Annotated in this window: 16 protein-coding genes; 2 read left to right on the top strand and 14 right to left on the bottom strand. The window is 28.9% G+C overall.

From position 1 onward, the window contains the following. Positions 1-14 precede the first annotated feature (14 nt). The gene (locus FMAG_RS13615; protein ID WP_370514165.1) at positions 15-164 is read left to right on the top strand and encodes a zinc ribbon domain-containing protein; all 150 of its coding nucleotides are present in this window, start codon (positions 15-17) and stop codon (positions 162-164) included. 440 nt (positions 165-604) lie between these two features. Here FMAG_RS13615 and FMAG_RS09660 read toward each other — a convergent pair whose 3' ends face one another. The 7 genes from FMAG_RS09660 to FMAG_RS09690 form a co-directional block, all read right to left on the bottom strand. Next, a complete protein-coding gene (locus FMAG_RS09660) occupies positions 605-1,960 on the bottom strand; it encodes a CoA-disulfide reductase (protein WP_005886274.1) in 1,356 nt (451 codons plus the stop codon). Positions 1,961-2,172: 212 nt separating this feature from the next. Beyond that, on the bottom strand, positions 2,173-2,586 hold the full coding sequence (locus tag FMAG_RS09665) for a hypothetical protein (protein WP_005886275.1): 414 nt from the start codon (positions 2,584-2,586) through the stop codon (positions 2,173-2,175). 2 nt (positions 2,587-2,588) lie between these two features. Next, positions 2,589-3,809, bottom strand: coding sequence for a [FeFe] hydrogenase H-cluster maturation GTPase HydF (gene hydF / locus FMAG_RS09670; protein ID WP_005886277.1), 1,221 nt, complete (start codon positions 3,807-3,809; stop codon positions 2,589-2,591). Positions 3,810-3,858: 49 nt separating this feature from the next. Then, complete coding sequence (gene recR, locus FMAG_RS09675) at positions 3,859-4,452, bottom strand: recombination mediator RecR (RefSeq protein ID WP_005886279.1); 594 nt, start codon at positions 4,450-4,452, stop codon at positions 3,859-3,861. Between the two features lie 80 nt (positions 4,453-4,532). After that, a complete protein-coding gene (locus tag FMAG_RS09680) occupies positions 4,533-5,213 on the bottom strand; it encodes a LytTR family transcriptional regulator DNA-binding domain-containing protein (RefSeq protein WP_005886281.1) in 681 nt (226 codons plus the stop codon). Beyond that, positions 5,214-6,197, bottom strand: a complete 984-nt coding sequence (locus FMAG_RS09685; protein ID WP_005886283.1) for a hypothetical protein — start codon at positions 6,195-6,197, stop codon at positions 5,214-5,216. Between the two features lie 110 nt (positions 6,198-6,307). After that, positions 6,308-6,766, bottom strand: a complete 459-nt coding sequence (locus FMAG_RS09690; RefSeq protein ID WP_005886285.1) for a hypothetical protein — start codon at positions 6,764-6,766, stop codon at positions 6,308-6,310. 210 nt (positions 6,767-6,976) lie between these two features. On the opposite strand from FMAG_RS09690, the gene FMAG_RS09695 reads away from it, so the two are divergent. Continuing rightward, positions 6,977-9,952, top strand: a complete 2,976-nt coding sequence (locus FMAG_RS09695) for an autotransporter serine protease (RefSeq protein ID WP_005886287.1) — start codon at positions 6,977-6,979, stop codon at positions 9,950-9,952. Between the two features lie 63 nt (positions 9,953-10,015). On the opposite strand, the gene FMAG_RS09700 is transcribed toward FMAG_RS09695, so the two are convergent. The 7 genes from FMAG_RS09700 to FMAG_RS09730 form a co-directional block, all read right to left on the bottom strand. Further along, positions 10,016-10,393: a RidA family protein gene (locus FMAG_RS09700; RefSeq protein ID WP_005886289.1), complete on the bottom strand. Its 378-nt coding sequence runs from the start codon at positions 10,391-10,393 to the stop codon at positions 10,016-10,018. 17 nt (positions 10,394-10,410) lie between these two features. Further along, entirely contained in the window at positions 10,411-12,978 is a 2,568-nt protein-coding gene (gene xdh, locus FMAG_RS09705) for a selenium-dependent xanthine dehydrogenase (RefSeq protein ID WP_005886291.1), read from the bottom strand. A 14-nt stretch (positions 12,979-12,992) separates the two neighbouring features. After that, positions 12,993-14,360 carry a dihydropyrimidinase gene (gene hydA, locus FMAG_RS09710; RefSeq protein ID WP_005886293.1) on the bottom strand — a complete coding sequence of 456 codons (1,368 nt, stop codon included), beginning with the start codon at positions 14,358-14,360 and terminating at the stop codon, positions 12,993-12,995. A 22-nt stretch (positions 14,361-14,382) separates the two neighbouring features. Continuing rightward, entirely contained in the window at positions 14,383-16,074 is a 1,692-nt protein-coding gene (locus FMAG_RS09715) for a hypothetical protein (protein ID WP_005886295.1), read from the bottom strand. A 53-nt stretch (positions 16,075-16,127) separates the two neighbouring features. Next, on the bottom strand, positions 16,128-17,459 hold the full coding sequence (locus FMAG_RS09720; RefSeq protein WP_005886297.1) for a nucleobase:cation symporter-2 family protein: 1,332 nt from the start codon (positions 17,457-17,459) through the stop codon (positions 16,128-16,130). Positions 17,460-17,488: 29 nt separating this feature from the next. Beyond that, positions 17,489-18,814, bottom strand: a complete 1,326-nt coding sequence (gene ssnA, locus FMAG_RS09725) for a putative aminohydrolase SsnA (protein ID WP_005886299.1) — start codon at positions 18,812-18,814, stop codon at positions 17,489-17,491. Positions 18,815-19,073: 259 nt separating this feature from the next. Then, positions 19,074-20,849: a sigma-54 interaction domain-containing protein gene (locus tag FMAG_RS09730; RefSeq protein ID WP_005886301.1), complete on the bottom strand. Its 1,776-nt coding sequence runs from the start codon at positions 20,847-20,849 to the stop codon at positions 19,074-19,076. Between the last annotated feature and the right edge of the window lie 328 nt (positions 20,850-21,177).

Raw genomic sequence — 21,177 nt, forward strand, 5'->3', positions numbered from 1 at the left:
ATCCATCAAGTCAAATATGCTCTGTATGTGGTTATAAAGATGGCAAGAAAACTCTTGATGTAAGAGAGTGGACTTGTTCAGTTTGTCATACTCATCACGATAGAGATATAAACGCAGCTAAAAATATATTGACTGAAGGTCTAAGAATAAAACAAGCAGTCTAAAAATAAAAAGAACCGTAGGAACTACGGGGTTAGCTTGGTAAATATAGTTGGCTAACAAAAGCAACTACTTCCCAAGAAGAAGCTCCCACTTCAAAAATTACAAAGTAATTTTAAGTGGGGGAGGTTCACTTGAGTAGAGATTTAAGAATAACTTTCGTTCAAAGAATAAAGAGCAAGTACGGCTTCCAAAATTCTAAGAGCTTTAGCTCTTTAAGAATTTTGAGACACAGAAAGCAAAAGCTTTCAGTGCTTCCTTAGTGTAACACAGAAAATAAATTTCTGTGTCTCAATAGTAGTAGGAATTAAAACTCCTCTACTATTGGAAAACTCGACTTCGTCTCAAACAGTTGTGTTTTTTAGCGTTTACCTTCGCTGACTTGCTCTATTTATTCTTCTCAATCTTCGTTATTCTTAAATTTATCATTTACCTAGATAAGTTTTTACTTTAATTTTGATTTTGCCACATTTCCAAGGGTATTAATTGTATCCCATGTAAGTGCAAAAGGTGGAGCATAACATAAATCTAACATTCCTAATTCATCTATTGTCATATGTTTATCAATAGCAGCTGCTAATACATCTACTCTTAATACTGCTCCTTTCTTACCAATTAACTGTCCTCCTAAAACTTCTCTTGTTTCTTTATGGAAAATTAACTTAGCAAACAAATCTTCCTGTCCAGGGTAATATCCTGTTTGATTAGCATCTTCTATAAATACACTTCCATAAGGTATATTCAACTCTTTAGCTTCTTCCTCTGTAATTCCTGTTCTTCCAGCTTCTAAATTCATTACTTTAATTGCTGCTGATCCAAGTGTTCCAGCAAATTCTATCTCAACTCCAGCAAGATGCTCCCCAACTACTCTTCCTATTTTATTAGAAGTAGTTGCTAGTGGAATATATACATTTTCCTTTCTTACCTTATGATAAACACTAGCACAATCTCCAGCTGCATATACTCCCTCTACATTGGTTCTACCTTTGCTATCTATTATAAGAGCTCCGTTTCTAAGCATATTAAAACCTTTATCTTTTAAAAATTCTGTATTTGGCTTTACTCCTATTGCTACTATAACAATATCAGCTGGGTATTCTCCTTTATTTGTCTTAACTCCAACAACCTTTCCATCTTTAGCTATAAATTCTTCTACACTCTCTTCTAAATGTAAATCAAGATTTTCTGTATTATTTAATTCCTCTTCCATTAAATCTGTAATCTCTTTATCAAAGCTTCCTGGCAGTACTCTTGAAGATAATTGAATTATCTTTACTTCTTTGTTTAAATGTCTAGCTGCTTCTCCAGCTTCTAGACCTATATACCCAGCTCCTATAATAATTACTTTTCTATTCTCCTCTTTTAACATAGCTTTTTTCAATTCTATTCCATCTCTAAAATCCTTTAAATTAAAGATATTTTCAGAATCTATATTCTTTATATTGGGTCTAATAGCAGATGCTCCAGTTGTTACTATCACTTCATCATAACTATCATAAAATTTTTCTCCTGTTTTTTTATTTAAAACTAAAACTTCTTTCTTAGTTATATCTATATCTATTACTTCATGCAAACTTTTAACAACTATTCCATCCTTTGCAAATTGCTCAGGCTCTCTAGCTATCATTATATTAGCATCTTGATAAAAATCTCCCACATAATAAGGTAACCCACAAGCTCCCCATGAAACTATATCTGTTTTCTCATATACTACTATTTCTAATTCAGGATTTAATCTTTTTGCCTTTGCTGCTGCACTCATTCCAGCAGCTACTCCACCAATAATAATAATTTTTTTCATCTTACCACCTCAATTTAAGATTCTTTATACTTTATTATAGATCTTTTTAGTGTAAATTGCAATTTGTTTTTCCTTTTTCTTTACTCTTTCTCTGTCCAGATTTCAATTTAAAAAATTTACTAGAAATATAAAAAATCAAGAATGACTTTTTTGCCATTCTTGATTTTTTTAGTTTATTATAATTTTTTGAGTTACAATATTTTTATTTTTGCTTATTGATTTAAAGTAATTCTTGTTCCATCTGCTAACTCTATTATCTGAGTTTTTCCATCTGAAAATATAATTTTTCCTTGTTGTGGAGCACTTCTTCTCATCTCTGCCTCATATCCTTGTCCACTATAATTATTGGCAGTAGGATATTTTAATCTAGCTGGTACTCCTGAACCGCTATATTTTCTATGGGCATTTTCAGCTACTGCTTGTTTTTCATAATCCCTTCTTATTTGAGTATCTAACTTATCTAAATCTCTTTGATGTTTTATCTCACTATTTTGATAAGAATTATTTAATATCAGTGCTGAACCACCAATTATAGCAGCTCTTGTTCCACCACTTAATTCTCCCCACCAGCTAGCTTGGGCAATGCTTCCCACTATTAACATTGACATAATTATAAACTTTTTCATAATTATCCCTCCTTAAAAATCTCCATTACTCTATCTAATATTCCATTTATCTCAGCTATTGCCATTCCAAAATTTGTAATTGGAATCTCTTTATTTGAACATTCTCCCAATCTACTTATAGTTTCTGCTCTATTTAACATACAAGAACCACAATGTATTACCAAACTATATTTAGAAATATCCTCTGGAAAATCTTTACCTGAACAATTATCTATCTCTAATCTACCAGCTTTTTTCTGTAAAAGCATTGGAAGTTTTTCCCTAGCTATATCTCCCTTTAGCTGATGATGAGTACAAGCTTCAGCTATTAAAACCCTATCTCCCTCTTTTAAACTATTTATTCTCTTAGCTCCTCTATATAGAGTCTCTAAATCTCCCTTAGCTCTTGCCATAATTATAGAGAAAGATGTAAGTGGTACTTCTTTATCTAGTATTTCATCTACTGTCTTAAATACTTGAGAATCTGTAATTACTAAATCTGGTTTCCATTGAAAAATAGCTAATCCCTCTTTTAGGTTATCTAAAGTTACAACAGTAGGAATCCCACCATTATCTAATATATCTCTTATTACTTGAACCTGTGGTAATATAAGTCTTCCTTTAGGAGCTTGTATATCTTGGGGAGCTACTAATAAAATTTTATCTCCTATCTTTATCTTATCTCCTATAAGTTTTTCCTCTACTACAATCTTTGGAGCATACTCTATAATTTTATTTTTTATTGTCTGTATACTCTCCTCTCTTGAAGTAGTAACTTTACTTATTTCACATCCTAACTCTCTTTTTACTTTTTCTTCTATCTCTTGAAGTTTTTCTACTGAAACTAAATCCACCTTATTTAAAATTACTATAAAGGGTTTCTCTCTTTTTTTTATCTCTCTTATCCACTCTTTTTCATAATTTAACTCTTGATTTTCTAAAACTACCTCTGTTGAAATTAAAAGAAGAGCTATATCCATCTTATTTAAAATCTCTTTTGTCTTTTTTACTCTCAACTCTCCTAACTCAGTAGTATCATCTATTCCAGCTGTATCTATAAATACTACTGGACCTATTGGTAAAAGTTCCATAGCTTTATATACTGGGTCAGTTGTAGTTCCTCTTGTTTCTGATACAAGAGATATACTTTGATTTGTTATTTTATTTATAAGACTAGATTTTCCAGCATTAGTCCTACCATAAATTGCTATATGTACTCTATTTCCTCTAGGTGTTTCTATCATAATATCTCCTTTTTTTATTTTACTATTTTTATATGTCTAGTATGTGTCATTATACCTCTTGTCTTCCCTCTAAAGCTCTAGAGATAGTTGCACTATCAGCAAACTCTATATTTCCTCCCATTGGAATTCCACTTGCTATCTTAGTTACCTTTATACCAAAAGGCTTTAATAATTTCGTTAGATATAAAGCTGTTGTTTCCCCCTCTAAATCTGGATTAAGAGCTAAGATTACCTCTTCTACCTCATCTACTGTTACTCTCTCTAAAAGAGATTTTATATTTAATTTATCAGGAGTAATTCCATTAAGTGGGGCAATTTTTCCACCTAATATATGATACATTCCCTTATATTTTCCCATTTTTTCAAAAGATATAACATCTCTACTATCCTCTACTACGCATATAGTATGACTATCTCTCAGTTCATTACTACAGATATCACATAGATCATTTTCACAAAAATCTCCACACTTAGGGCATCTTTTAATTACCTCTTTAGCTTCACGAAGTGCTTCTATAAAACTTTCCACCTGTTCCTCTCTCATCTCTAATACATGAAAAGCAAGTCTAGCAGCACTTTTTCTTCCTATTCCTGGTAATTTATTAAATTCATCTATAAGTCTTTCTAAACTTTTTGTTGCCATTTTTACTCCTTAAACTATATTTTTTTATATTATACCACATTTATCAATTTTATTCTATTTACCTAATATTTTAATCTAGTTTAAAATATTAAAAAGTTCCATTTTTTATCCTTTAAATAATTATTTTCTAACTCTTTTAATTTTATTTTACTTGTATAAATATACTCTTTATTCTTAAATATTATCTGTTCCTCTTTAAAATCTAAAATTTGAATTAGATTGAGATTAATTATTGTACTTCTATCTAATTTATAAAAATTATTTACATTCTTTATTCTTTCTTCTATCTCAGAAAAACTTTTTTTCACATCAAAAATTTCAGAATTAACCAAATGAAATTCAACTCTTCTATTAACACTTGAATAAGTTATATAGTTTACTTCTGAAAATTTATACACGCCCTTTTTAAATGTATCTGAAAGATAAAAAATATCATATTTTTTCCCTTGAGATAAAAATTTAGCAATACTCTCTTCTACCCTAAAAATATCTTTTCTCACTATACAATCATCTATTAATCCACTTAAAAATAACTCTCTCATTTTATATATATCCTCTTCTCCTACTAGAGCTATTATCAAAATTCCCTTTTGCTTATATTTGGTTAAATATTCATTTAATTTTTCTTTCCTTGTATCAATTATAATTATATCAATATCATCTAACTTACATTCATCTACTTCTATATCTAAATATTCTAAAGAGGAAATTTCATCAAAAAGGGTCTTCAAATTTTCATCTACATTCAAACCTATTTTCATCTATTTTACCTCCCTATAAAGATATTCTATTCTCAATTTATTTATTAGATTTGCACTTTTAATAAATAATTCAGATAAAAAATTCTGCTCTGCTAAAGATAAAGAATTTTCATTTTCCTTAATAAAAACAAGAGCAATCTCCTTATTTTTATCAAAACCTATTTTATAAGCATAATCATATCTTTTTAATTTTAATATTTCTTTTGGTAATATATTACTATCTTCTAAATTTTCTTCTACATAATTTAAAATTTCTTTTTTATGAATTAATATTTTTACTCTAACCTCATCTAAATAAAGTTCTTTATTAATTTCATTTGCTAAAATTCTTTCAAATTCCTCTATATTATTTATAATACATAATCTATTATAAATATGTTCTATCTTAGGAGTTTCTACATACATAATTTTATTGATTGTAAGAGCATAAAAATCTAATAAAATAACAGTTCCCAAAATTATAGCTGATTCTGATATATTTTTAAAATAAAAAAGAGATACATAGCTTAAAGTAATTGTCATAGAATATAGTATTACTCTTAAAACATTTCTACTATATATCTTAAAAGTATAAAATATAAAAAACCAATAGAGTGAAAATAATTCCATTAAATCAATAAAATAAGTTAAGTTTTCTGCAACTGGAAAAAACTCTCTAAAAAACTCTAAAAGAAAAAAGGAAATCCAAATAATACCCCAACTAAATATATTTTCTTTCTTTATCTTTTTTCTATTATTAAAAAATATCATAATTAATAACAAAAATAAAACTCTACTTAAGTCTATATTTTTTCTTAAAAAAGATAGAACTCTTAAAAACTCTTTGTGTTCGTCTATTAAATAAATTAAAAATTGTGGAGAATAAATTATTAAAGCTATTACTACATTATAGAAGTAAATTATTCCCAATATAGTATAAGTTAATATTCTTATTTTTTTCATTTTTTTAGGAAATATATTTTGAATGAAATAAAATATTAACATATAAAAAATTACTCTCGTTATTATAAAATCTAATAAAATTATAAAATTATTGGTAGGAAATAATCTTAAACTCAAAATAATTTTTAAAGTTAAAAGAAAAAAAGAGTAATTTAAAATACTTTTTTAGGTAATTTTTTATAAATATTACAATAAAGATAACCATTAAAAGTTATTAATAATATTGTTAGAAATATCAAAAACTTTTCCTCTATACTTGTAAAGTTTACACCTTCTAAATTAAGATGAATCTTTTCCCAATCTTTTTCTTTTTTTATAGTTACTTCATCTCTATCCTGAAAATATTCACCTATAATTTTATAATCTCCATTAGGTACATTATAAAATATACTCCCATTTAAAATATTAAGTTGTTTTATCTCATCTTTATTAATATTTGAACTCATACTTTCTAATTTATAACTTCCAAAGTTTGGATTCAATATTTCAACATTTTTTATATTAGGTATTACATATATAAAATCTTTTTTCTCTTTTGAAACTTCTAGACATATTATCGAGAATATAAGTGTAAAAAAAAGTATTATCCCTATTTTTTTATAACTACTCACAATCTACCAACTCCTTATAATTTTATCACTCTTAATTCTTTTATAAATTTTAGTTTATATATTAAAATTAATCAAGTTTTTTTATAAAAGTTTAAAAAACAACTTTTTATGTATAAAATTTAAAATTTCAAGCATAAAAAAACAAAAAAAATTTTTTTATTATATAATACTTTTGAATAAAATAAAATTTTTAGCAAACGAGGTAGTAAAGTGAAAAGAAAATATGATTATATTAAAAATCCAATTTTTCAAGTATGTTTAGTTCTTTTGATAACAAGTTGTGGTAGTGGAGGTGGAGGTAGTAATGCTCCTAGAAGTATAACCCCTACTAAAATAATTTCTAAAAATCCTGAAATTTATACTCCTGCCATTGAAAATCCTAAAATAGATGAAATTGAAAAACCTAAATTAACCAATAATTATCAACAAATTATTACTGGAGTACTTCCTAACCTTTTAGTTTTCTCAAAACCTACAATTCCACAAGTTGATACTAAGGGTGAAAATCTAATAGTAGGAATATTAGATAGTAATTTTTTAACTCATCGTAATGAATTAGAAAAAAAATATGGAGATAAAATTACTATATTAGAAAAAAATGAGAATAATTATACTGACCACGGAGAGTTAGTTTTAGATACTTTACTTAATGGAATATCTCCAAAAATAGTAGCTGCAAGTCTAAGCTCTAAATATGGAAATCAAGATATAATAAAATTCTCCCTAGATGACTATAAAAAAATTTTAACAGAAATGAAAAAAGGAGATAGTGAAAATAATAAAAAAGTAAAAATCTTCAATCAATCTTGGGGTTCTACTCTGACATCAAAAGATGAAAGAGAAATATATGCTGATAAAAAAAGATTTCGTGAAGAGCTTTTAAAAGCTATTAGTTTAAAAACTACAGGTAATATCGAAGATATATATAATTCTGGAAAGGAAAGCTTAACTTTCTATGAAGAAGCTATCAATGCGGATAATGCATTATTTATTTGGTCAAATGGAAATCTTGACTTAAGAAATCAAACTCTTTCTAATGCTGGACTCCAAGCTGCTGCTCCTATGATTAAAAGCAACATTGAAAAAGGTTGGATATCAGTAGTGGGGGTTGATGGAAATAATAATAATTCAAACTATTACCCTCAGCACTTAGCTTATGCAGGTGTTGCAAAAAATTGGAGTATATCTGCTGATGGAAATGTAGGAAGTAAGTATGGTTCCTCTTTCGCTGCTCCTAGAGTCTCAAATGCTGCTATACAAGTAGCAACAAAATTTCCTTGGATGACTAATAATGATGTTAGAATGACGCTTTTCACAACAACTAATAAAGTTGGAGTAGGAAATGGCATTGAAGAAAATAAAAGATTTGAAGAAACTCAAGCTGATTATAAAAATGGTTGGGGAGTTTTAAATACAGAAAGAGCATTAAAAGGACCAGGTGCTTTTTTAGAAACATTATTAAGTGCTTCTCCTAAAAATTTAGATACAAATGATTGGAATTATTATTTTAATGCTAATATTCCTAAAAATACAATTAGCTATTTTGAAAATAATATTCATGGAGATTCTGGAGTTAAAAAGAAAGGAGAAGGAACTTTAGTCCTAACTGGCGATAATAACTTTTGGAAAAAATCAAAAATAGAAGAAGGTACTCTTGAAATATATAAAAAACATATTTCGGGAATAGATATCAAAGATAAGGGAACTCTAGTTTTACATAATGATTCAGTTGTTGGATATATAAAATATGATGATGGAGAAGAGAAATTTTCTTCTGTTACAAATGAAGGAAATTTAAAATTAACTGGAACTAGAGCTTTTTTAGGAGAGTATAATAATAATGGAGGTACTCTAACTATTCCACAAGGTTCTAAATTAACTATCTTAAATAAAGCTAATGTTAATAATTTAATACTTAATTTAGAAGCTAATAATTACATTTCATCTAACAAGGAAAATATAGAAATTTTAGAAGCTAAAAATATAACTGGAGATATAGAAGACATAAATATCAATGGAATGAGGAATATCTCTTTAGAAAAAACTCAAAATAAATTAGTTGCTACTGTATCAAGAGAAAATGCTATTGCTTATCTTGGAGAAGCTGGAGAAAGTTCAAAAAATACAGCTGAAAAAATAGAGACTGTCTTAAAAGAATTAGATGAAAAATATCAAAAAGGGACTCTTACTCCTAATGAGAAAGAACTTGGTAATACAATATTAACAATGTCTAATGATACTTTTAAAACAAGCACTGAAATTATTTCAGGAGAGATTTATGCATCTGCTCAAGCTCTAAACTTTATACAATCTCAAAATATTAATACTGGTATTTCAAACCATTTAGCTACATTAAAAGATTTTTATGAAAGTGATTTTAATTGGCAAGGTTGGGCTTCTTTCCAAGGGGCTAATGGGAAACTAAAAAAAGAGGGTTATGCTTCAGCTGATACTAAAATTAATGGTGGACATTTTGGTATTGATAGAAGACTTGGTAACAATCAAGTGGGAGTTGCAATATCTTATTCTAATGGTAGTGCAGACTTTAATAAATTTGCTGGAAAATATAAAAGTGACTCTGTTGGTCTATCTCTTTATGGTAAAAAATATCTTGAAAATAATAATTATATCTTATCTCGTATAGGAATAACAAATTTTGATACTGAAGTAAATCGTTCTCTTCTAGCTCAAGATGGAAGTTTACAAAATGGAAAGATAAAGCATAACGATATTATGTATTCTACATATTTAGAACTTGGAAAAGACTTCAAATATATTACCCCATATGCTGGTTTCTCATTAGATATTTTAGATAGAAAAGGATTTGATGAAAATAATGTTAGTTGGGGGATTACTGCTAAAAATAAAACATATATACAACAAAATATTATCTTAGGATTACGTAGTGATTATAAAATTAATGAAAATTTAAAATTTACTTCACATATCAATCAACAAATCAATATTGGAAATAGAGATTTAAGTTTTAAAGGAAAATTTAACAATAGTTCTACTGAACATACTTTTAAAGGAATAAATCAAATTAAAAACACAACTTGGATTGGAACAGGTATTGAAAAAAGTTTCTCAGAAAACTTTGGAGTTGGAATTAATTTAGATATAAGATTTGACGAGTTCAAAAAAGCAGACTCAATATTATCTACTAATTTATATTATCGTTTTTAATATAAGTAAATATAAATAAAAAGCTGAAGAGAAAATTCCCTTCAGCTTTTTATCTGAGTTTAACTATTTAACAGCGATAACTTCTATTTCAACTTTTACATCTTTTGGAAGTCTTGCTACTTCTACACAAGCTCTTGCTGGTTTTACATCTCCAAGATACTCATTGTATACTTCGTTGATTGCTGCGAAGTCGTTCATATCTTTGATGAATACTCCTGCTTTTACAACATCTTTCATTGAATATCCAGCTGCTTCTACTATTGCTTTTACGTTTTCTAATGATTGTCTTGTTTGAGCTTTTACATCATCAGATACTAATGTCATTGTTTCTGGAACAAATGGGATTTGTCCTGATACAAATAACATTCCATTAGCCTCTATAGCTTGTGAATATGGTCCTAAAGCTGCTGGTGCTTTTTCTGTGTGAATTACTTTTTTCATCTATATCACTCCTCAAATTATTTTTTATATGCTGTTTTTTCTAAAGGTAATGAAGTTCTAAATACTCCATCATATTTATAGTAAGCATTTTGAACTGCTGGTGCTGTAGGAATAACAGTAATCTCTCCTACTCCTTTTGCTCCATATGCTAATTCTGCTTTATTTTTCTCTACTATTGTAGTTTCTATTTCAGGTACATTAGTTGCTCTGAATAGTCCTAAAGTTCCAAACTTGACTTGAGGAACTCCTTTAACTATTGGCATAACCTCAGTTAAAGCAAATCCTAATCCCATTACAACTCCACCTTCAATTTGTCCTTCTAGTGCTCTTGGGTTAATAGCTTTTCCTACATCATGAGCTGCTGCTACTTTTGTAACTTTTCCAGCTTCATCTAATACAACTACTTGAGTTGCATATCCATAAGCTACGTGGCTTACAGGATTTGGTTTGTCGTATCCCATCTTATCTGTTATTCCAGAATATTCTGCATAGTGGTCCCAACCTTCTAATTCAGCTAAAGTTTTTGTTTCTAACTCTTTCTTAAGAGCTAATGCTGCTTGTCTTGTTGCTTCCCCTGTAAATACAGTTTGTCTAGATGCTGTTGTAGTTCCTGAGTTAGGAGTTACATGAGTATCTGGTCCTTCTACTACTACTAATTTAGGATCTACTCCAATTGTTTCACAAACCATTTGTTTACATACAGTAGCAATTCCTTGACCTATACATGCAGCTGATGTTCTTACTCTTATCTCTCCATCAACTATTGTTATTCTACATCTTCCTATATCTGGTAATCCAACTCCTATACCAGCGTTTTTCATAGCACAAGCTATTCCTACTATTTTGTTATTATCATATATATCTTTTACTGCTTCTAATGTTTCTACTAATGCTGTTCCTTCATCAGCAATTTGTCCATTTGGTAATACTTGTCCAGGTCTAATAGCATTTCTATATCTCATTTCCCATGGAGTAATTCCTACCATCTCAGCTAATTGGTTTATATTTGATTCAATTGCAAAAGCTGATTGAGTAACTCCAAATCCTCTAAATGCTCCAGCAGGTGGATTATTTGTATAAACTGCTATTCCTTCAATATCTATATTTTGATAGTTATATGGTCCAGCTGCATGTGTACATGCTCTTTGTAATACTGGTCCTCCTAATGATGCATAAGCTCCTGTATCAGAAATTAACTTAGCTTTCATAGCTGTAAGTTTTCCATTTTCATCACAAGCTGTTGTCATCTCTATTTTCATAGCATGTCTTTTTGTACTTATATTAATACTTTCTTGTCTTGTTAATAGTACTTGAACTGGTTTTTTGAATATATAAGCAGCAAGTCCTGCATGGTGTTGAACAGTCATATCTTCTTTACCACCAAAACCTCCACCTACATAAGCAGCGATTACTCTAACTTTTTCTTTTTCTATTCCTAAGAATCTTGAAACTTCTCTTTGCTCATCGAATATTGATTGGCTTGCAGTATATAGTTGTACTCCATCTTCTGTTGGTATTGCCAATGCACACTCTGGCTCTAAGTATGCGTGTTCAGTTGCTGGAGTATAGTAAGTATTAGTTACTACATATTTAGAATTTTTTATAGCCTCTTCTGAATTTCCTCTTTTTAATAATTCTCTTACTAAAATGTTATTTGGTTTACTGTGGATTAATGGAGCTCCTTCTGCCATTGCTTCTTCTGGAGTAAATAATCCTGGTAACTCTTCGTATTCAACTTTTACAAGTTTTTTAGCTTCAGCTAGAGTTTTCTTATCTTTAGCTACTACTAATGCAACAGCATCTCCAATATATCTAGTTATTCCACCTACTGGTATAAATCCATCCCAGTCAGAAATAAACTCTAAGTGTCCTATATTATTTTTTCCTGGTACATCATCAGCTGTAAGTACTCCTAATACTCCTTCTAATTTTAAAGCTTCTGATGTGTCAATAGATAGAACTTTTGCTCTTGGATATTTACTTCTTACAGCACTTCCATAATACATTCCTTCTACTGTATAATCTTCAGCATATTTTGCTATTCCTAAAGTTTTTGCCTCAGCATCTACTCTATGAACATTTGTTCCGATTAATCCTTTACACTCTCTATGAGGAACAGGTGTATTTTCTCTAAATAATTTAGCTGCTAACATAATAGCTTGCTCTATTTTTACATATCCAGTACATCTACAAATATTTCCTACTAATGCTTTTTTAACTTCATCACTAGTTGGATCTAATGTTCTTAAGAATAGAGCTTTAGCTGCTACTACCATTCCTGGAATACAGAATCCACATTGAACAGCTCCACACTCTGTGAAAGCATATGCAAATACTTCTTTTTCTCTTTCAGTAAATCCTTCAATTGTTGTAATCTCTTTTCCAGCTACTTTTTTAGTTGTAAATATACAAGATTTCATAGCTTTTCCATCTACAAGTATTGTACAAGTTCCACAAGCTCCCTCTTTACAACCATCTTTTACAGATATTAATCCTAAATCATCTCTTAAAAAATCTAATAAGTTTACATCTTCAGTTGTAACTATTGTCTTTCCATTTACTATAAAACTGAACTTATCTTCCATCTTATCCTCCAATCTTAATATTCAAAAGAAGCTCTTTTTATAAATCTTCCTCTTCCTTTTTCTCCTACAAATTTGTTATCCTCTACAATTATCTCCCCTCTAGATATTGTCATAACAGGATATCCTTTTACTTCTATTCCTTCAAAAGATGTATAATCAACATTTTCATGTAAATCTACAACGCTTATCTTTTTAGTTAAATTAGGATCTATTACTACTAGGTCTGCATCTGCTCCTACTTGAATAGTCCCTTTTTTAGGATACATACCAAATAACTTAGCTGGATTTGTACTTGTTATCTCTACAAATTTATTTACTGATATTCTTCCCTTAGATACTCCTTCAGAAAACATAATAGGCATTCTTGTTTCAACTCCAGGAAGTCCATTTGGACATTTTCTGAAATCTTCTCCTCCCATCTCTTTCTTCATTTTATAATTAAAAGAACAATGGTCAGTAGCAATAGTTTGAATATATCCTTGTTGTATTCCTTCCCATAATTTTTCTTGATTACTTTTTTCTCTTATAGGTGGACTACAAATAAATTTTACTCCATCTTCTCTATTGTACATCTCTTCATCTAATACTAAATATTGAGGACAAGTTTCTGAATAAATCTTTTGCCCTCTATCTTTAGCTCTTTTTATATGTTCCAATGCTTCATTTGAAGAAAGATGAACTATATAAAGTGGACAATTAGTTTGAGCAGTAATATCTATCATTCTATTAACTGCCTCTCCTTCACATTTATCTGGTCTGCTTTTAGCATGATAAATTGGAGCTAGTTTTCCTTCATTTGCTAATTTTTCTCTTAAAAATTCCACTATATCATTATTTTCAGGGTGGACTGTAAGTAGTCCACCTGTTTTTCCTAATTTTTCTGAAAGTTTTAACATTTCCATATCAGATAATTTATATCCATAAGTCATGTATCCCTTAAAAGATGGAATTCCATCTTTTATCATCTCATCTATCTCACTTATTATATCTTCATCTATATGTTGAATTACCCCATGAAAGCTATAATCTATTACAGAATCTTTTGCCAAATCATGATATAGATTTAATTGATGGTGTAAGTTACAACCTTTTGGTCCAAACCCCATATGGTCTACTATTGTAGTTGTTCCTCCACAAGCAGCTGCCAGTGTTCCAGTATAAAAATTATCTGCTGACCTTGCTATTCCAACATCTATATCAAAATGAGTATGTACATCTATCCCCCCAGGAACTAGATATTTTCCCCCTATATCTACAGTTTTTACTCCTGGTATTTCAATTTTTTTATCTATATTAACTATAACCCCATCTTTTATATAGATATCACTCATATAAGTTTCTTTATCTGTAACAATATTTGCATTCTTTAAAAGTAATTCCATCTTAATCTACTCCTTAGAATAATTAAATTAAATATGAATGTGTTTTCTTAATTGAGTCCACAACTGACTTCATAAAATCTGAAAGCTCATCATAAGTACACTCTACAATTTCTTTCTCAAGACGAACTAGATATTTATCGCCTTGAATTGAAAGTCCTTTATTTTCACTTTCTTCCATCATTTGTTTTGATGAGAAGTAAGTAAGTCTATCTCTATATGGTAAACATGGTTGAATACATAAGTATTGACAGTTTCCACACTCATTACATGAATCATCTATATGAAGTAAGATTTTTCCTTCTGATGTTTCTATATATGTATTTGCTCTGTTAGGACATACTCTGATACAAGTTTGGCAAAGTACTTTACATTTTAAGTTATCTTTTTCAGATACTCCTTCATAGCTTATATGCTCATCTGTTTTCTTTTTTTGAGCCTCTGATTTACAATAATTTTTATCAGTTCTTACTTTTTCTACTAATTCATTTATCTTAGCAAGGTTTAATTTTCTTGCAGTTGGATATTCAATAGCATGTAATTGCTCATATAGTTTAGCTAATTTTTCATATCCCATAGGTTGTAATAGAGTTGTACATACAGTTATAGGATAGATTCCTGCTTCAAATATCTCATCTATATTATTTTTATCTGCTCCACCTGAGAAAGAGATTTCTAATCCCTCTCCAATAGCTTCTCCTAATATTTTAGCTAGAGATATTGCTAATGGATATAAGCTTTTTCCTGACATATACATTGTATTTCCTGGTAACTCTTTATGCTTAATATCAACTGGCATAGTGTTACATAACTTAACTCCAAATTTTACACCTTTTGTTTTTGCTAAAGCTATTAAATTATTTATCATTTTTACAGCTTGATCAAATTTTAAATCTATTTCAAATTGATGTTTATCTATTGATAGATAATCATATCCCATATCGTCCATAATTTTTCTTACATAATCATATCCTAATAGAGTAGGGTTACATTTTATAAATGTATTAAATCCTTTCTCTTCTATTAAGTAAGCTGCAATTTTTTCTATCTCATCTGCTGGACATCCATGCATAGTTGATAATGTTATAGTATTACATACATGAGCTGGAATTGAATTGATAAAATCAGCATCTACATTTTCAAATAGGTGTAAGTTATCTAATAAATATTGCTTACACTCTTGGAAAACTTTTGTAGTTGATGCATCATTTAATCCATTTAAGAAACCATCTACTGCTGGAGTTTTTATTCCCTCTAAGTTATATCCAACACTCATATTAAATTGGAAAGCATCTGGATTTCCTAATCCAAACTCTTTTGCAACTATCTTAGTAGCAAACCATGCTCTAATATATTCATTCATAGCTTCTAAAGCATGTAATTCTGATGACCATTCAACGTTATATCCCTCATCATTAGCACGAATACAAGGTTTTTGAATTCCTAACTCTTCTCCATACATTACTTGAACAGTTTTTAACTCTATAAATCTAGCTCCACCAGCATAACAAGCAACTATATTTTGAGCTAATTGAGTATGAGGTCCTGCTGCTACTCCTAATGGACTCTCTAATCCTCTTCCACAAAATTCCATATTTTTTTCTGTATCAGCAGTTACTATTGCTTTTACATCAAATAACGATTTTTTAGTTCTATACTCAGTTAAGCATTGGTTTATCAGTTTGTCAAACGACATAGGTACCATTATATCTCTCATTTTTTTCCTCCATTGATCCTTTAAAGCTTTTATTTTAATTTTACTTACTTATTTTATTTCTTTTTTCCAAGTTCGTTAAACACAACATTTAGTATTAAAACTGTTAAACATCCAAGTGTAACTGCACTTTGGAAAAGTATTTTTCCCCAAGCTGGGAAAAATTTGAAAAATTCTGGAACTGCTATTGGAATTAAAGCTACTCCAATACTTGTTGCTACTATCATAAGATTTTTATTTCCAACATAATTTACTTCTCCTAATCTTTTTATTCCATTAGCAGCAACTATACCGAACATTATTATTCCTGCTCCTCCTAATACTGGAGATGGAATTGAAGTAAATACTGCTGTTACTTTTGGGAAGAAGCTTATAAGTAATAAGATAACTCCTGCTGCTGTTCCTACAAAACGGCTTGCTACACCTGTAATTGCAGCTATACCTACGTTTTGTCCAAATAGTGAGTGAGGGAAAGTATTAAAAATTCCTGCTAACATTGATGAAAGTCCATGACCTCTAAGTCCTGCTGCTAATCTCTTAGCATCCTTTTCATCTACACCACAAATATTTGAAAGATTTAATTGATTTCCTGTAGCATCTGTCATTATTACTAACTGAACTAAGAATAATGATAGTATTGCTGTAATATCAAATTTTATACCATATTTTAATGGTGTATTAATATTTACAAAATCTGCTGTTGCAACACTTGAGAAGTCTGCTACTCCCATAAATATTGCTATTAATGTTCCTAAAACTATTCCTATTAAGATTGCTATATTTCCTAAAAATCCTTTTGATAACTTTTGAATAACAACTATTATTATTAAAGTTATTAAAGCTAGTGAAATATTTTGGAAATTTCCAAATGATGGAGTTCCTGGTACTCCTCCTGCCCATCTAATGGCTACTGGAATAAGTGATAATCCCATACAAGTAACTACTGTTCCTGATACTAGTGGTGGGAAAAACTTTAATAATTTTCCAAATACTGGAGCCATTAAGAAACAGAATAATCCTGATACTAATGTTGCTCCAAACATAATTTGTAATCCTGTTAATGGATCTGTTGAACTATAAGTTAATCCAATAGCTGAAAGTGCTCCTACTCCAGCAAAACTTACTCCTTCTACCATAGGAAGTCTTGATCCTATAAAGTTTTTTATCCCTAGTGTTTGAATCAAAGTTCCTAATCCTGCCATCATAAATGATGCACTTACTAAATGGTTAATTTGTACAGAATCTAATCCTAAAATATTTCCTAATATTATTGGGACAGCCATAGCTCCTGCACACATAGCAGCTATATGCTGGATCCCAAGAAGAACTAAATCTCCTATAGGTAACATTTGGTCTACTTTTTCTACTTTATTAGTTGTTGCATCCATAAAAATATCCTCTCCCTCATCTATAGTTTTTACATTCTATCCCATAATTTTTTTGCTACTTCTCTTGATGTTTTAAATATCTCTTTCTCATTTATTCCTACAAGTTTTCTATCTTGCATTATTACTTTACCATCTATAATAGTTGTAACTACATCTTTTCCTGTAAATCCAAATAAAATATGTGAATTAATATTATTTTCGTTCATAGGAGTAAGTGGATCGTAATCTACTACTATCACATCTGCTAAAGCTCCAGCTCTTAATATTCCTAAATCTCCACTAAAATATTTTTGAGCTATTTTTCTATTATTTTCAAACATAGATACAGGAACTTCTCCCCAAGCTACTGAAGGATTTTGTTTTACATGTTTATGAATTATATTAGCCACCTTCATTGACTCTGTCATATCACTTGTATAACCATCTGTTCCTAATCCTATTGTTATCCCTTTTTGATGTAGTTCTAAGAATGGTTGACATCCTACTGCATTTCCCATATTTGATTCTGGATTGTGAACTACCATTGTATTTGTATCTCTTAAAATATTTAACTCATCATCAGTTACATGGATACAATGAACAGCTATAGTTTTATCTCCTAAGATATTCATATCTCTTAGTCTTTCAACAACTCTTTTTCCATATTTTTCTAGGCATTGCTCTAAGTCATCTATTCCTTCAGCAACATGAACATGATATCCAGCATTTAATCCTTTTAACTCTTCATCACATTTTCTTAATGTTTCATCTGATAAAGTAAATGAAGCATGTAATCCAAACATTCCTTTTATCATGTTTTGCTCATCTGTATTATATTTCTTTATAAAGTTTATATTTTCATCTATTCCTTCTTGAGCAATTTTTTCTCCATCTCTATCTGATACTTCATAGCAAAGGCAAGTTCTAAGTCCTAAATCTTTCGCTGCATCTGCTATTGAATCTAAGCTACCTGTTACTGCAAATGGACTAGCATTATGATCAAATACTGTTGTTACTCCTTTTTTTATACAATCTATATATGTTGTATAAGCACTATACTTAAGATCTTCTAAACTTAATTTTTTATCAATCTTCCACCATAAATTTTCAAGTATTTCTAAAAAGTTTTCATTTGGCTTCCCTGATGATGCCATTCCTCTAGCAAAAGCACTATAAATATGGTGATGAGTATTGATAAATCCTGGCATTATTACTTTTCCATCTACATCAATAATATCTTCCTCTTTGTACTTTGCTAGAATATTTTCTGTAGTATCTACAGCTATTATTTTATTTCCCTCTATTACTACTGCTCCATCTTCTATGTATGGTCTATCTTTATCTTGAGTTATCACTCTTCCATTTTTTAATATCAAAATTATCCCTCCTGATAAAATATCTTTAGTAGATTATATAAGCAATTTATGTGCCAAAAAATAAAAAAAATTACCTTGTTTAATTAAGGTAATTTTTTCTCATTATTAGTGCATATTTAGTGCAATTATTTTTTTAAAAAAAATATCTGAACAATATATTTTTTTATTTTTTATTTTTAAACATTTTTTTATTTTTTATTTTTGCTCTATTAATTTTATTGATATTTTTATGATAATTTTTTTTATCACTTTGAGAAAATTATAATTTATATTTCTCTATTTTTCTATATAAAGTTGCTATTCCTATTCCTAATTTCTCAGCACATATATTTTTTCCAGTAGTATCAGATCCATAAATTCTTAAGGCTTTAGAAATTAACCTCTTTTCACTCTCTTCTAAAGTTATTATTTCATCATCTTCTATTACCTTTTTTTCAAGAATTTTATCATCATATTTACTATTACTTTTCAAATTTCTTTTTAAATCCTCTCTTGTTTCCTCATCTATATTTCCATTTTCATCTGACATATTTAATAAAAATTCCACACTATTTTCCAACTCTCTAACATTCCCAGGCCAGCTATGTTTTAAAAATATTTCATTTATATCATCATCCATTACAATTTTAGAACTTCCTAATGACTTACTATACTTTGTATTTAAATAATCTCTCAACAATAGTATATCTTCTTGTCTCTCTCTTAAAGCTGGAACTTTTAAAGGAATTACATTTAATCTATAATATAAATCTTCTCTAAATTTCCCTTCTTTTACCAATTTTAATAAATTTTTATTAGTTGCAGCTATCACTCTGATATTTAAATTTATCAATTTATTAGAACCAATTCTTACAATTGTTCTTTCTTGTAATACCCTTAAAAGCTTAACTTGAAGAAAAAATGGCATTTCTCCTATCTCGTCTAAAAATATAACTCCATTATTAGCTAATTCAAATTTTCCTACTCTTCCCTCATTACTAGCTCCACTAAAAGCTCCTTTTACATATCCAAACAATTCACTTTCTAATAGATTTTCTGGTATAGCACCGCAATTAATAGCAATAAATGGTTGTTTTGCTCTATCACTACAATTATGAATAGCTCTTGCTATCAATTCTTTTCCTGTTCCACTTTCTCCAGTTATAAGTACTGTTGATTGTGTTTTAGCTATCTTTCTTATTTTTTCTTTTAACTTACTCATTTTTTCTGATTTACTTATTATATCTTCAAGAAAAATATTATTAGCAGCATATTTATTTTTAGATATCTCTTTACTTTTATCAAAATTAAAGTTTTCAAATAAAAATATCTTATATTCCTTTGAAGAAAATCCAGTCACTGGAATTAAAGTTCCGATTAAATTATATTTCTCTCTATTAATCTCTGCTGAAAATATATCTTTACCAAAAAGTGCCTCATTTTTAGGAATAATATTTATTCTTTGATAAGCTAATCCTAATCCACTCTCAATCTTTAACTCTTTTAAAGCTAAATCATTTGCATCTAAGATTTTCCCTTCACTATCAACTACTAAAACACATTTATCATAGTTATTAATAATTTGCTTCATTATTCCCATTATCTCTTTTTTTTCAAGCTCTTCTTCTAATTCAAATACCTTTCCAGATATAAAATCTCCTATTTTTTCTGTAAACTTTAAATAAGTTTCCATATTTTTTAATAATCTCTTTTTATCTTCTTCAGTAAAACATATTAATCCAATAACCCCAATAACTTTATCCTTATAAAAAATAGGAGCTGACATCTCTAATGTTTCAGTACAAGTATCTTTATGAGAACACTCTTCACATAATTCATCTTCTTTAGGGTTTATTAATATTCTACTTTTTTTTGTTTCAAAAACATTTTTATAAACAATTCCCTTACATAGTTCATTTATATTTTCACTATATTGCCCAGTTCCAGCTATTCTTACTAGGTCTTCATCTGCTATTTCTACATCACATTGTAATATATCTGCTATTATTTCAGCATAATCTTTTACATAGTTTTGTATTTTTTTTAACAATGACATCCTTTCACCTCAAATTATTTTTTTATATTATAACACAGTTTATATTATTTCAAATAAAAAAAGCTGAGTAGCATTAAAAAAATGCTTTACTCAGCTCTCTTTTTTTGTATAATATAGTCGCCAAACAAAATATACAAAAGGAGATATACATGCTTTTAAAACACATATTCTCTGATATTAATATATCAAATCTTTTAACTCATGTCAAAAAATATTTTTACTATAATCATTTTCTTTACATTGAAGAGACTATTCAAAAATTTCTTGCTTGTTCAATTGATAAAGCTTTCATTGTTTATCAATGCCCTCTGTGCGGTAGCGCTCATAA

Origin of the sequence: Fusobacterium mortiferum ATCC 9817 (assembly GCF_000158195.2) — a bacterium.
In the GTDB taxonomy this organism is placed as follows: domain Bacteria; phylum Fusobacteriota; class Fusobacteriia; order Fusobacteriales; family Fusobacteriaceae; genus Fusobacterium_A; species Fusobacterium_A mortiferum.